General features: G+C 69.4%; 12 protein-coding genes. 6 read left to right on the plus strand and 6 right to left on the minus strand.

Features of this window, described 5'->3' with window-relative positions; genetic code table 11:
- Positions 1-85 precede the first annotated feature (85 nt).
- A complete protein-coding gene (locus OG992_RS00140) occupies positions 86-2,296 on the minus strand; it encodes a hypothetical protein (protein WP_266301888.1) in 2,211 nt (736 codons plus the stop codon).
- A gap of 290 nt (positions 2,297-2,586) precedes the next feature.
- Between OG992_RS00140 and OG992_RS00145 the strand changes: the two genes are divergently transcribed.
- Positions 2,587-3,795 (plus strand): low temperature requirement protein A, encoded by a 1,209-nt coding sequence (locus OG992_RS00145; RefSeq protein WP_266301889.1) that lies wholly within the window; start codon positions 2,587-2,589, stop codon positions 3,793-3,795.
- Between the two features lie 177 nt (positions 3,796-3,972).
- On the opposite strand, the gene OG992_RS00150 is transcribed toward OG992_RS00145, so the two are convergent.
- From OG992_RS00150 to OG992_RS00160, 3 genes are read right to left on the minus strand one after another with little or no spacing between them, the layout of a single operon-like run.
- Complete coding sequence (locus OG992_RS00150; protein ID WP_266301890.1) at positions 3,973-4,653, minus strand: GPP34 family phosphoprotein; 681 nt, start codon at positions 4,651-4,653, stop codon at positions 3,973-3,975.
- Positions 4,650-5,369, minus strand: a complete 720-nt coding sequence (locus tag OG992_RS00155; RefSeq protein WP_266301891.1) for a hypothetical protein — start codon at positions 5,367-5,369, stop codon at positions 4,650-4,652. The genes OG992_RS00150 and OG992_RS00155 overlap by 4 nt, the downstream gene beginning before the upstream one ends.
- 26 nt (positions 5,370-5,395) lie before the next feature.
- Positions 5,396-6,277 (minus strand): ABC transporter ATP-binding protein, encoded by an 882-nt coding sequence (locus OG992_RS00160; RefSeq protein ID WP_266301892.1) that lies wholly within the window; start codon positions 6,275-6,277, stop codon positions 5,396-5,398.
- 107 nt (positions 6,278-6,384) lie between these two features.
- On the opposite strand from OG992_RS00160, the gene OG992_RS00165 reads away from it, so the two are divergent.
- The 4 genes from OG992_RS00165 (at position 6,385) to OG992_RS00180 (ending at position 9,484) form a co-directional block, all read left to right on the plus strand.
- A complete protein-coding gene (locus OG992_RS00165; protein ID WP_266301893.1) occupies positions 6,385-7,539 on the plus strand; it encodes a sensor histidine kinase in 1,155 nt (384 codons plus the stop codon).
- Positions 7,536-8,138 carry a response regulator transcription factor gene (locus OG992_RS00170; protein ID WP_266301894.1) on the plus strand — a complete coding sequence of 201 codons (603 nt, stop codon included), beginning with the start codon at positions 7,536-7,538 and terminating at the stop codon, positions 8,136-8,138. The genes OG992_RS00165 and OG992_RS00170 overlap by 4 nt, the downstream gene beginning before the upstream one ends.
- 280 nt (positions 8,139-8,418) lie before the next feature.
- Positions 8,419-8,913, plus strand: coding sequence for a nuclear transport factor 2 family protein (locus tag OG992_RS00175; RefSeq protein WP_266301895.1), 495 nt, complete (start codon positions 8,419-8,421; stop codon positions 8,911-8,913).
- Positions 8,914-9,133: 220 nt separating this feature from the next.
- Positions 9,134-9,484: a hypothetical protein gene (locus OG992_RS00180; RefSeq protein WP_266301896.1), complete on the plus strand. Its 351-nt coding sequence runs from the start codon at positions 9,134-9,136 to the stop codon at positions 9,482-9,484.
- Positions 9,485-9,662: 178 nt separating this feature from the next.
- On the opposite strand, the gene OG992_RS00185 is transcribed toward OG992_RS00180, so the two are convergent.
- Positions 9,663-10,574, minus strand: coding sequence for a GNAT family N-acetyltransferase (locus tag OG992_RS00185; protein ID WP_266301897.1), 912 nt, complete (start codon positions 10,572-10,574; stop codon positions 9,663-9,665).
- A 237-nt stretch (positions 10,575-10,811) separates the two neighbouring features.
- Between OG992_RS00185 and OG992_RS00190 the strand changes: the two genes are divergently transcribed.
- Complete coding sequence (locus tag OG992_RS00190) at positions 10,812-13,025, plus strand: hypothetical protein (RefSeq protein ID WP_266301898.1); 2,214 nt, start codon at positions 10,812-10,814, stop codon at positions 13,023-13,025.
- Here the strand turns inward: OG992_RS00190 and OG992_RS00195 are convergent.
- Positions 12,987-14,120, minus strand: coding sequence for a lipocalin-like domain-containing protein (locus OG992_RS00195; RefSeq protein ID WP_266301899.1), 1,134 nt, complete (start codon positions 14,118-14,120; stop codon positions 12,987-12,989). The genes OG992_RS00190 and OG992_RS00195 overlap by 39 nt on opposite strands.
- Between the last annotated feature and the right edge of the window lie 17 nt (positions 14,121-14,137).

A 14,137-nucleotide genomic window follows, 5' to 3' on the forward strand; every position in this document is an offset into this window, starting at 1 on the left:
GCAGTGCGAGCACACGGGGGACGTCTCGGGTCTGCTGTCGCTGACCGCATCACACCGAGACCCAGGCACCCTGCGATCGGTGCCCTCAGCGGAGGTGGTCGGCCAGGTGACGCACCGCCTCGGTGAACGCCTCCTCGGATTCGCAGGGCCGGTGCCCTTTGATCGGTGGCGGGAAGATGTCGCCGGACGGAGGCGTGACGCCGTACGGGTCGCGAAGCCGTCGGTCCACGGTCGCCTCTCGGTCGCACGCCGCGGGCGTCTCGTCGGGGCCATGCGGCGGAAAGACGCGGCCGCCGATGGGGTCGGTGTCCCGCCACAGATTCACCCACCGCCAGTCCACCCGGTCGGCGATCTCGTGGATCACCTCGTCGCTGACGTATGCGGGAAAGAGACGGGCGTACAACCGACGCAGCGGCGAACCGTGGGTCAGCAGCGCGACCCGGTCGGTGACCCGTCGCGGCAGTTGGAGCACTGTCGCGGCGAGCAGGACGGAGCCGTGGCTGTGCCCGGTGAGCACCACAGCGTTGCCGGAGTCGACGAGGTGAGTGATCCGGCAGGTCAGTTCGGGAACGGCCCGTTCGGCGTAACACGGTGGCGCGAACGGGTGCGCGGCTCTCGGCCAGAAGGTGCCCAGGTCCCACAGCACGCCGACGTACCGGCGGAATCCGGGTGTGCGGTAGGCGAAGATTCCGCCGACGACCAGGCCGACGATGAGGGCGGCGATCAGATAACTGCCGACACCGATGCCGAAGTTGACGAAGCCGGCCGGCAGCCCGACGTAGCGCTGGACCAGTTCGCTGGGAGGCGTCGGCAGCAGGCCGAGCGCGACCGCTGCTATGCCGATCCCGGCCAGGCAGGCGTAGAGAACCGCGAGCGGCACCAGCCGCTCGGTGAACCGGGCGCGGGCCATGCTCTTGCGCACCTGCCGCAGCCGCGGCGTGGCATCGGCAGGCGCGTCCGGGAAGTCACGAGCAACGATTGCCGACGCGGCCCGGATCCGTCCCGGTCGTGACGCCACCGACACCACACCGGCGACGGCAAGCGTCACCAGCACCGCCAGCGAGAAGCCGAGGATCGCCCAGATGCAGGCACGCGGTGGGCTGGTAATCAACGCCTCCGCGGTCGGCGCCCCCCTGTTCAGGACGTCGGACACCCGATAGACCAGTTCGGCGGAGAACGTGAGCGCCAGGCTGATCGCGGCTACGGAGGTCGCCAGGGCGCCGAACCCGAGCGCGGGCGCGACACCCGGCTCTCGACGCCGATGCCAGAACAGCACCACCCCCAGGGCGGCCAGCAGCACCGCCTGACCGATGAACAGCCCGACGACGGTCAGGTTGTAGCCGGGCAGCCCGTTCCGTTCCGGCCAGGAGGCTGAACTGGTCAGGACGTGGATCCAGACCAGCACGGTCAGACCGAGGGCGATCGTGCGCAGCGCGCTGACCAACCGGTCGAGCCGCCACTCCGTTGGCCTGGTCAGGGGTGGGATGCAGAGCAGAACCGCACTCATGATCAGCAGGAGTCCGCAAGTTGCCGCCAGCGCGACGGTGCCGATCGACAAACCCTGTGCGGCCCGGGCACCGAGCAGGCTGAGGTCCAGCGTGGCAAATGCCGCCGCGACGTGAATCGAGCGCAGTCGACCGACCAGCGGCTCATTGTCCCACCGGCCGACGGCGGTGAGCCGATTCGACGCAAGAGGCTGGTCGGCCGAGCGGAAGACGTGAGACGGGAGTGCCGGGCGAGCGCTGAGCCCCCACACGAGGCTGATGGCCGCAGCCGGCACCAGCGCGAGTACCGCCAGGCGCAGTCCGGCAGGACGCCCCCCGAGCCAGGAGAGCCAACTGCGTCCCGCCAGGCACTCCGGTGAGGACATGCACTTCCACGCAATCACATCCAGCGCGATGCCCACCATGCTCAGCACGTACATCCCGGTCAGGGTGAGCGCCAACAACCGGCACAGGGCCTTGATCACCGGGTCGGAGCCGGCTGTGGCCGGACGCATCCAGATGGCGAGGTTGATCAGCATGAAGGGCAACAGGATCACCATCGACAGCGTTCGCACCGCGTTGCCGGCGGGCAGGTTGTTCCAGCGGTAGGCCTCCAGCGTCACCCCGTCCGTCTCGGCGCCCTCGTGGTTTCCCGGCCGGGGTCGATAGAAGCCGCCCCTGTGGTCACCCGCCACCTGCTGCACGTGCTGTCGATCCAGGAGGTCGTCCGGTCCGGTGGCGGAGACCCCATGCACCCGCAGTTCCACGAAGCCGTCGGCCCTGGCGCGCCCGCCAGCGTCTCGCTGATCCATCCGGTACCGGCCCTCCGGCGCGTACGCGGCTCACACCGACCCGCTCGGCTGATCCGACGGCGCCCGCGTGGCGCAACGGGCGTACCCCTCGAAGGGGGATACAACCCCGCGCTCGTAGCGCGCCGAATCGTGCCCATTACCGGTGGCGGACCAACCCGTCGGAGGAATGGGGATCGCGACGCCTACCAAAGAGGTTGTGGCCCACCGGCATTCTTCGGGTATCGACTCGACGACCCTTCCGGCGTGGTACCAATACCCGGATAGGCGAAGCCGGCAGGAATGGGCGGCCCATGTCGACAAGGGCAGCAGCGCTGCTTCGAAAACCCGGGCAACCGCAGCGTCCGAGCCTTCTGGAACTCTTCTTCGACCTCGTCTTCATCTTCGCCCTCAATCGGGTCTCACAGCGGCTGGTCGCGGAGCTTACCGAGCAGCGCGTCGTCCTCGTCGACGTCGGCGAGACGCTCCTGTTGCTGCTGGCCTTCATCGTGCTGTGGTTCGTCACGGCGTGGGTCACCGACCTCTACGATCCGCAGCGGCCGCAGCTTCAGGTGCTGGTCTACACGGCCATGCTCGGCGCGCTGGTGATGGCGGTCGCGGTGCCGCACGCGTTCGGGGACAGAGGTCTGGCCTTCGCTGGGGCCTACGTCGCCGTCCACATCATTCGTGGGCTGGTCATCGTGCCGCTGCTGCGTGGCCACGAAGCTCAGCGCCGAGCGGCTGGGGTGTTCTTCTGGTTCACGTTGTCGGCAGTGCCGTGGATCGCCGGCGCGATCGTGACGGATCTGGCCCGCAGCCTGTTGTGGACGCTCGCGATCGCCATCGACGGCGCGGCACTGCTGCTGTTCTATCCCGCGCCGTGGTCCCGTCCCACGCAACGGCAGTGGCCCGTCCTGGCCGAATACCTGTCTGAGCGCTACCGACAATTCTTCATCATCGCTCTCGGCGAACTTATTTTGACGACCGGCTCGGCCTACAGCGACACCTCGTTTCGGCACGGCGGAGCCGCGGCAGCCTTCGCGGTGTCATTCATCACCACCGTGCTGCTGTTTCGCGTCTACGTCTTCAGGGCGGGCCAGTTGTTGCCCGAAGCCATCAGGGTCGCCGCTGAGCCCGCGCACCTCATCCGGGAGGCTTTCCTCGCGCACGTACTCATGGTGGCCGGGATCGTCGCCGTTGCCGTGGGGTACGAAATCGTGATCGAACATCCGTTCGGGCACACCAACGCGGCGTGGGTTCTCGTCGTCCTCGGCGGGCCGATGCTCTTCCTGATTGGACGAGCCCTGGTGGAACATGCCGTATTCGCCCGGGTGTCCCGCTCCCGGATCGTCGGCGCTCTGGCGCTCGCCGCCGCCTCACCGTTCATGATCCTTCTGCCGCCGCTGGCCGTGGCCGTCACCGCCGTCATCGTCCTCGCCGGCATCGCCGCCTCCGACGCCGTCCACGCCAAGGGGAAACCACCCGAACGGCCGCACCCGTCCAACACCCGAGAGGGAGCGTAGAAGGCTTCCACCGACCCGCACACGTCCGTCGGTCCTGCGGAGGCCGCTGCCGGGGCGCGGTGTGTTGCCGCACCCTGGCAGCGGGTCGCCGGTCGTCAGACGGAGACAGTGACCACCAGTTTGCCGGCCGTGTGACCGGTCTCCACGGCCGCCAGCGCCTCCGCGCTCTCCTCGAAGCTAGCTTCGAGGAAGCACTGTGATGGCCGCGATGGCGCTGTTGACGACGGTGGCCGTCACGGTGCGGGTCACGGCCGCCGCCGCGGCGTCGGCACCCCAATTGCCCCGCTCGAGTTCCTTGGCCCGGCTGATCACCGGTGACGTCCACGGGATCTCGCGGTCGAACTGCGGGAGCGTCCCGCTCGCCGAGAGCAGCGCCGCGAGCGCGGCGACACGGGCTTGCGGCTCCGCGCCGTCCACGAGGACCCGCCGAACGTCGGCGAGCAGGCGGGCCCGTCGTTCGGTCCTGCCCTCCCGAAGGGCCGTCGTCCGGAACAGGCCGAGCACCTTACGGGGCTCCTGGTCGATGTCGCCTCGCGCGATGAGCCGTTCCAGCACCGGCTGGCGCAGGGCTGGACCGATCGCGGCCAGGGCCGTCTGCACCCCCCTCGGTTTCTCGGCGAGGTAGTCCCACGCGGGACCCAGGAGGCCATCGGTCGGTGGGTGACCTGCCACGCTCCTGAGCCGCCCCCGGTCCGCAGTGGTCAGGTGGTCGCCGAGGGCGAGGTCCGCGAGAACGGCGCCGCCGAGGACGTAGAAGAGGGTGTTCTCTCCCGCGATGGTCCCGGACCTGGGTTGGAACAGGAGCAGTAGGAGATCTTCCACCACTGTCGGCGCGTCGGATCGGGCTTCGATGGTCATCGGCGCGGCTCCCAGCGGAAGAGTCGGATGGCAAGGTTGACGGCGACGACGACCCAGCCGAGCGTGGGCGCGAGCAGGAACAGGGAGTCGGTCACGGCGACGCCGCCGTTCCAGGCGTTCACGGTCAGTTCGGTGGCCGCGCCGCCGGGCAGCAGCCGCTTGAGCCAGGCCAGGTTCTCGGTGCCGGTGATGCCCACCCAACTGGCCATGGCGATCACCCCGAGGGTAACGGGCAGGGTGGTGACCTGGGCGTGTTCGGGGGAGTTCGTCAATCCGGCCGTGGCCAGCGCCAGGCCGATCATCATGGCCACTGTCGCGAGGACCGCCACCACCAGCAGGGCGACGTTCGCCGGTGCGTCGGCGACCACGGCCAGGGCGGTCAGGATCGCTGTCACCTGCACCCCGGCGAGGACGACCACTGGCAGCAGGAGGCCGGCGAGGATGCCGGCGTCGCCTTCGGCGGTGGAGCGCAGCCGCTTGAGGAAGAGATTCTGTCGCCGGGACGCCAGGGTGGTGACGGCGGTGGCGTACAGCCCGAACGCGGCCACCGTGAACGTGACGATCGCGGCGATGTAGCCGAGGCTCCCGATGGCGGCGTACGTCTCGTGCTGACGGACGAAGAACACGCAGACCGCGACCGGGATGATGAGGCTGGTGATCAGCACGAGCCGGTTGCGGAAGATCTGGATCAGTTCGCTGGACGCGATGGACAACACGGTGAGGCTCCTCGCGGAAGATCGAATCAACTGTTGATGGCGCGGAAGACGTCGTCGAGGCGGGTCGGCCCTGCCGCCAGGTCCCGCAGCTCCACGGCGTGGTCCTGCGCCCAGCCGAGCAGGAGGTGCAGGTCCTTCTGCAGCTCGAAGGTCTCGACCACGACCTTCCCGGCCGCGTCGACGGCGGCCCGCACCGGCAGCGTCGGTGCCGGTGCCGGAAGGGAGAAGCGGATGACCGCGGGCAGGGTGCGGGTCAGTTCGGCCACGGTGCCTTCGCGGTGGAGGGTGCCCTGGTGCATCAGTCCGATGCGGTCGGCGCGTTGTTGTGCCTCCTCCAGGTAGTGGGTGGTGAGCACGATGGTCGCTCCGTTTTCGCGGAGGCGGTCGACGGTCGCCCAGACGGCGTCGCGGGACTGGATGTCGAGGCCGGTGGTCGGCTCGTCGAGGAAGATCAGCTCCGGGGTGCCGTAGACGGCGGTGGCGAAGTCCAGCCGCCGCTTCTCTCCGCCGGAGAGTTGCGACACCTTGCGGCCGGCTCGGGCGGTGAGGTCGACGAGGTCGAGGACCCGGTCGACGTCGTCGCTACGCCCGCTGAGCCGGCCGATCAGGCCGACGGACTCACGGACGGTGAGGTCTGGGGAGAATCCGCTCTCCTGGAGCATGACGCCCATTCGGGGACGTACCGCTTTCCGGTCGTCGGGGCTGTGCCCGAAGACGCGGACCGTGCCGGAGGCCGGCCTGCGGTGTCCCTCGATGACTTCCAGGGTCGAGGTCTTTCCGGCGCCGTTGGTGCCCAGCAGCGCGTACAGCTCTCCGGGTCGTACCTGGAAGGAGAGGTCCTTGACGGCGTGGAAGTCGCCGTAGGTGAGGTTCAGCCGTTCGACGTCGATGACGGGTGTGGTGGACATGCACCAATGACAGCGCGGGCGCGGCCGACCCGTCAGTGGCACCACGTCATCACCGCATGTGACGTGGTGTCACTGGTCGGCGCTCCTGGCTGCCGGATACTGAGGTGGTGACCGGGAGATCGCCGCGCTTCACCGAGTCGACGCAGGGGAGGCTGCGCCGGCTCAACCTGGCCACGTCACTGCCGCCGGTGGTGTTCGCCGCCGTGGTCCTGCTCTACACCGATGCGCGTGCCTGGTGGCACCTCGCCGTTCTGGCCCCGGGGGCCGTGGCGGCCGTGGTGGCGTTCGAACGGTGGACGGCAAACGACCTCGCCCGGGTCGCGCTGCCCTGTCTGGTCGTGGCGGCAGCGGTGTGGCCGCTGGGGGTGCTGGTGACCGGCAGCCCCAACGCCTACTGGGGTGTCTGCGCCGTAGGTTCACTTGCCCTGCGCGAGGTGCGACGACGCCGGAAGCTGGTGATGGCCGGGCTGTTCACCTACGTCGCTGTCGTGGGCGCGGCGCGGCTGCTGGTGCAGCGGGACGACGTCGGTCACGTTCTGGTCACCTACGTTCTCATTCCGACCGCCCTCACCATCGTCGTGACGGTCTTCACGGTGGTGGGCGAGCGGTTCTACGACCTCATCCGGGAGCTCGAACAGACCCGGGAACGCGAGGCGGAACTGGCCGTGGTGCGGGAGCGCGTGCGGTTCGCCAGCGACCTGCACGACATCCAGGGCCACACCCTGCACGTGGTGAAGCTGAAGATAGCCCTGGCCCAGCGACTGCTGCTCCGCGACACCGCTCGGGCGGAGAAGGAACTGCGGGAGACGTACACGCTGGTCAGCGACACCATCGCGCAGACCAAGGAACTCGCCTACGCGCAACGGCGGCTCAACCTCACCGCAGAGATCGAGAACGCGAAGAACCTGTTCGAGGCCGCCGGAATCCGGGTCCGGGTGACCCGGGAGGCCGAGGTCGACGCCCGCGCCAGCGAACTGCTCGGGCAGGTGCTGCGCGAGACGACCACGAACATCCTGCGCCACGCCCAGGCCACCCAGGTGCAGATCACGCTCTCCGCGTCGGGCATCACCATCGTCAACGACGGCGCGACCGCCAGTACGCCCCCGGAACTCAGGGGCCTGGCGGCGCTGAGGCAACGGGTGGCGGGCGACGGGGGTGAGCTGACTGTGGAACAGGAGGACGGGCGGTTCCTGACCGCAGCGACCTTCCCACCCGCTCGGGTCGACGCGCCCCCGACGGCTACCGGGAAGGACGGCCGATGACCACTATCGTGCTCGCCGACGACGAGGCGCTGCTCCGCACGGCCCTGGCCGCGCTGCTGCCGATGGAGGGCGACATCACCGTTCTCGCCGAGGCGCAGGACGGCCGCACGGCGATCGCCGCCACCCTGCGGCACCGGCCCGACGTGCTGGTCATCGACCTGGAGATGCCGGACGTGGACGGCCTGGGCGCGGTCGCGGAGATCCGCCGCGAGCGACCGGAGCAGGTGATCCTCATGCTGACCCGACACGCCCGCCCCGGCGTGCTGCGCAAGGCCCTGAAGCTCGGCGTCCAGGGCTTCGTCAGCAAGTCCGCCGAACCGGCCCACATCACCTCGGTCATCGCCACCCTGCACGCGGGCAAACGCTGGATCGACCCGGACGTGTCAACGCTCGCCGTCACCGACGACTCCCCCCTCACCGACCGTGAAGCCGACGTCCTGCGGGTCACCGGCGAGGGCTACTCGGTCGCCGACATCGCCGCACGCCTGCACCTCGCTCCGGGCACCGTCCGCAACTACCTCTCCAACGCCATGCGCAAGACCCAGACCCGGACCCGCCACGAAGCGGCCCGCTACGCCCGCGAACACGACTGGCTGTAGACGGGCCGAAGTGGCGATCGCGGCGCCGGTTGCCTTCCACGTCGCCATGGTGGTGCTGGTCTGGCTGCACGAGCGGCGAGCCCGGTTGTCGAACGCGGGACGTCGTGTACGCCATTCACCAACTACGTTGGACGTACGCACCCCAGCCGTGAATGCCGAACGAGCGCTGCGGGACGAACGTGCCGACGGCGGAGAGCCGTCTCCCCAAGGCGGCCCTGACGTGACAGCGGCATGCAGTACCAGAGCCTCCGGTGTCCACAGCAAACATGGGGGAGTACCCGTGAATCAGTCGTATGACGCCGTCGCCGCCTGGCGGACCGCCGGCGAGGCCGGTGACGCCGCCGGCGCGGTCGCCGCCCTCAGCCCCGATGTCACAGTGGTCTCGCCGATCACTGAGCAGTTCACCTTCCGGGGCCGCCAGCAGGTACGCACCTTGCTCGAAGTGGCCCTGGCCGCGATCGACGACATCACCTACACCGACCAGGTCGCCGAGGGCCGTACCGTGGCGCTCTTCTACGAGGCGCAGGTCGGCGCGGTGCGTCTCTACGAAGCCCAGCGCCTGCGTCTGGGTGCCGACGGCCTGATCAAGCACATCACCCTCTACGTCCGGCCCTTGCCGGCGCTCACCCTGCTGATGGCTCGCCTCGGGCCCGACCTGGCCCGACGCAACGGACAGCCGGGCCTGGCCCGGCTGATCCCGCTCGCCAGCGCCGCGATGCACTCGATGGCCGCCACCGGCGAACGGAGGATCATGCCGAGAGTGGCACCCCGGTAGCAGCATTCGACACTCCCGCACCTCGCTCTGCTGGGGGAGCGAAACCCACCCAGGGCGGGAGGCGTCACGGTGCCGCCTTGGCGAGAGTGCTGGTATGTCCGCTCGCAGAGGCCGTCGCTGGGCGTACGGCGCCTTGGCTTGGTTGATCTTCTTTGTGGTGTCCCACGTGTTCCTGGTGTTCTTTCCTGGGCCCGATCCAACCGGTGATGGACCGTGGGGCATGAGGGCCTACGTGATCTTCAACGTGGTGCTCATCTCCATGTCGGCCATCGGAGCAGCCGTCGTTCTGGCCACAGTCCGCCCGCCGGCTCGACGTCTTCCCCAATGGTTGCTGCTGACGCCACTGGTGTTCGGCAGCACCCTGCTCGTCATCCGGGGTGTTCCAGGAATGGTCGAGAATCTTCTGATGGTCACCGGTGTCCGTCGCGGTGGTTTCGTGGGGGCGGCGGACATCTCGACGGGCGAGTTCTGGACCGGCATCGGAGTCAACACCTACTTCTTCGCAGGAGCGGTGTTGCTGGTGGGGACAACCGTCTCGTACGGCCGACGATCAGCGGGCCCGTCTCGGTGAGGCGTACCGGCGTCCGCGCGGGCGATCTCCTCCCGCAACAGAGTCGCCTCGTCGTCGCGGTCACAGAGCAGCAGCACAGTGAACTCTGGCTGGCCGAACGGGCTCGCCCAGTGATGAACGGCCCGCGCACTGCGCGAGCAGACCTCGACCTGAGCGGTGGAGCCGCTCCGCCAGTTGCTCATCGGACGATGACCAGGTTGGCCATGTCGACGACCGGCCGGTAGCCGAGGGCGGCGTAGATCTTGTTCGACGTCGGGTTGGCCTGGTCGGTGAACAGGCAGACCTGTGCGCCCTCGGCCTGGATTCGGCGGGAAACCTCGGCTACCGCGTTGCTGGCCCAACCGCGTCCGCGCTGGGCTGGCGGTGTGTACACCGGGCCCAGGCGGGCCACCCCGAACGACTGTGGGTTCGCGCCGGTGAGGTGCACCGGCTCCCCGGTCTCGTCGACCCAGAACCACAGCCGTCCGGCTCGGATCCGACGCAGCACCTCCGCGTGGTCGGGCGCTTCGTGCGCACTCGTACCGGGCGGGCGGCCCGCCTGTTCGTCGGCGTCGCCAATGAACGCGGCGAGCCACTGCGTGACCAGTCCCGCGTCGTCTTCGGTCGCGGTCACCAGGCTGCCCGGCACCAATGGTGGCCACGTCAGCTCGCCGAGCTCGTGCAGTCGTGTGTGCTGGGCGACCTGAACGTCACCCCCGCTGAGCCGGGCCAGCGCGGCGGCGCACAGCTCGGCGGCAGGCAGGGCCCCGTTGACAGCGAGGACCTCCTCCCCGCGCTCGTGCAGGGCGTGGGCCAGCGCAACGGCCGCCTCGTCGGGCATGGGCAGCAGGAACGGGGGATAGGGGGCATACGGTGCCGAGCGCATCCCGGCGCCGACCACGGCACCGGAGTCGTCGCTGACCACCAGCCACCAGTTGCGGTCGGGCTGCGGGATCCCCTCGGTCCGCTGCGACAACAGCCGGTGCGCGATGGTGGTCACGACAGTGCTGACGACCGGATCGGCGCGCAGGTAGTCACCCGCAACGGCCAGGAACTCGCCCGGATCGCTGAGGAACCGCAGCCGCAGGCCGGTCCTTGGGACGATGCTCATCCGCGTACGCTAGCCACCGCCTACCAGATCGACACCGGAATTTTGTGCGGCCCGAGGACCTGTAAGCGCTGAGCCAGCCGTGCGGCGGGCGCACGGTTGGTCTCGGCCGGGCGGGGTACACCGCCGCGAGTGGCGCGGGGGCTGGGTTCACCCGGTTTGGCCACCGAAGGTGCTTCGGAGGGGCCGATGTCGGGTGCATCAGCGCGGTCAGGCGGGCCCGGGACGTCCGATGACGTGGTGGAGCTGCGGGTACACGGCGCCGCCAGCGCAAGCGCCGCCCAGGTGTTGAACGTGGCGCAGGTCGAGCAGGTCGCGGGCGACCGCAGTGGGGGCTTCTACCGACCCCGACGCCCATGTTCGTGCGGCAGCGGCGAACGGGTGACTGAGGCGTACCGCTGGGGTGACCTGCCCGCCGGAAGCGTGGTCCGAACACTGACGCTGGTGTTCCTCCTGCCGTTCATGCTGGCCAACCTGGCGATCTGGATGCGACCGGCGAGCCCTGGCTCCGACGCGACGGTCAGATCCCTGTGCCGGTTGCTGGCGCTCACCCTCACCGCGCTGTACGTGCTGGCCTTCGTCGGCGTCACGCTGGACCTGATCGCGTGGAAATGCATGGGCTCGTCACGTTGCCTGGCCGGGCGTACCTGGTTGTCCTGGTTGGGTGGGCAACCCGTGGGCCTGCGCCTCGCGGTACTCGCTGTGGTTCCGGCCGTCGCCATCGGCCTGCTCTGGCGGGCCAGCACCCGGCCGGGAAAGATGTTCGACGCGTTCCGCGTTCCGGCGGACGAGGTCTCCGAGCACCGGCTCAGGGGGATCGGTCAGTGGGACGCCGGGCCGCTGGTGGGTCGGTTGCGCTCGATTCACGTCGCGGCGGCGTTCGCGACACTGGACGTCGCCCTGCTCGCCGCCCGAGCCGCGAACGGCGCCTCGGCCAGCACGATCGTGTTGGTCGTGGCCACCGGGGCGGTGCTGGCCGGCTGCGTGGTTCTGCTCTGCCTGCCCGCGCTGCTCGACCGGGCCTCGTCGGATCAGCGACTGGACCGAATCACCCGCACGGTGCGGACGGTAGCCGTGGCCCTGACCATCGTGGTGGCGGTCCACGTCCTCGCCAGCCCGGCGCCGTGGCACGAGGGGGGCGGCCTACCCGGCTACGGCGCACTCCTCACCTCGCTGTTCGTTGCCCAGACGACCCTGCTGACCGCCCTCGGCGCTGTGCTGCTCTGGTGCCGGGTACGGCGGCGGGACGCCATCCCGCTGCTCGGGCTGGGCGCGCTGGTGATGGCGGCCAGCGCGGTCAGTCTGGCGGTAGCAGTGTCCGCCGAGTTCGTCTACCGGGTGGCGGATCTACTGGATCGCGACGCGCCGACCGGAGAGGGCCTGGCCTCCGGTCTGCCGCCGGCGTTCACCTGGGCGATCTTCGGCTTTCTCCGGACAGTGCTGTTCACGCTGGTGGTAGCGGTTCCGGTCGTCCTCGTCTCTCGACGCCGTCGACGTCGTGCCGCGGCGGCGATCGTGGCCTGCGACTTTCCGGACCGCCCGCCCGCAGCCGCGACCCGACTACGGCAGGTGCAGGAGGCGATAGCCAGGGCCCGTTTCACGGAAAGGCTGATTCCGTTGGCGGTGGTCTACGCCTGCCTGGCCGGAATCGGCACGGCCACCACCACCCTCGGTCTGCTGGAGTTGCTGCCGAGCGAGTCTGTGCAGCGGTACGCACGGGTACCCGGCGACCTGATCACCTTCTCCATCGCGTTCGGGAGTTGGGGGATCGCCGCGATCATCCTCGGCCTGACCATCGGCGGCATCTTCGCCTACCGGACGGCCGAATTCAGGCGCCACGTCGGTGTCCTGTGGGACCTGGGCACCTTCTGGCCACGGGCCGCCCACCCGTTCGCGCCACCCTGCTACGCCGAACGAGCGGTGCCGGAGTTGACCAGACGAATTACGTATCTGGTCGGACGCGGCAACCTCGTGCTGCTCACCGCACACAGCCACGGTGCGGTCCTGGCCGCCGCGACGGTACTCCAGTTGCCGCCCCAGGTCAGCAGTCGAGTCGCTCTGCTCACCCACGGGTCGCCACTGAGCCGACTCTACGCGCGACTGTTCCCCGCCTTCGTCGACGACGAGGTGCTGCACGAGATCGGCTCTCGCGTCGACTGGCGGTGGGTGAACCTGTGGCGTGACACCGACTCGATCGGCGGCTGGATATTCACCGCCCACCGGACAACCACGCCGGTAACCGTCCGCGGGACGGCGGCAACGGTGGACCGCCGGCTACGGGATCCCGCCGACGTGGTGCCGCTACCTGGCGACAGCGTCCCGCCTCCGATCCAGGGACACCGGCCCCGCGGATCGGAGCAGCGGTACGCCGAGGCCGCCCGCGAGTTGATCGAGCGCCTTCGCCAGCCGATGAACTCAGTGCCGCTTCCGGGCGACCCGCCGACCGGGCACTGACGAACCCGCGGCGGTGGCGCGGGCGTGCCCGAAGTACATGAGCTCCCAGATCGCGTCCTCGGCGAACGCCTCGACCACCTGTCCGCCCTTGTGGTGCTCGATCGTGAGCAGGCCGGCGAAGCGGAGGTAGGCGCCGTCGAACCGGATCAACCGGGCCGCTGCCCGCTTCAGCCAGGGCAGGTCCTTGGTGAGGGGATTGCGGACCAGGTCGCGCTCGCGGTCGAAGGTCACCACGTACGTGTCGTCCTCGTCCACGTAGGTGTAGCGGACGATGCCCGCCACCGGCTTGCCGGTCTTCGCGTCGGTGTAGACCCCGTCCCGCTCGAACGTCATCTTCGCTGGATCGTCGCCGATGATCCGGCCGTCGCGGGCCAGCATGAAGATGGGAATCTCGGCGAAGCCGTACTTTTCGGCGCCGGTGATGAACGACGCGATGACCGTGTACGGTCCGGCCTGCCCCCGTCCCCAGTACCAGTCATTGATGATTTTCGGCAGCCCGACGTTGCCCCAGTTGTGGTCGTGGTAGCCGACGCCGGTCGTCTCGTGCCGCACCCCGTCGATCGTGTACGAGCCCCGCACGGCTCCCTGGGGCACCGAGGGCAGCCAGTTGAACTCGAGGTCGCCCTCCGGGCCGAACAGCATGTGCCCGGTGGCCGGACGCCAGGCCGGGACCTCGGACGTCAGTGTGAAGTCGACCCTCAGCCCCCCGGCGGTCGCCTGGATCCGGTACTCGCGCAGGCTCTCGCCGTGGAAGCGGTTGCCCGGCCCCATGCGGACGTCAGTACGCCCGCTCGCCGCCGACCAGTCCGCTGCGGGGATCGCGATCGTGTTGTGGGACGTCGTCCCGTCAGGCAGTTCCAGGTTGACCCGGAGCTGCGGTGACAGCGGGCTACCCGCCGCGCCGAGGTCCTTGTTCATGAACACCACGACAACCTTCGCGCCGTCGTCGAGGTGGGCGTCGAAGTACCACCACTCGTACGACCCGGCGCGATTGTCGGTGCGGGCGCCGTCCTCCCATTCGCGTACCGCATCGCGCTCCAGCCCGAAGCGGGCATAGTCGTCGCTGAGCGCGGCGAGTTCGGGGTGATCGAACATGACTCTTCGTCTCCGTT

The sequence above is a fragment of the Micromonospora sp. NBC_00362 genome (assembly GCF_026342155.1).
GTDB lineage: Bacteria > Actinomycetota > Actinomycetes > Mycobacteriales > Micromonosporaceae > Micromonospora > Micromonospora hortensis.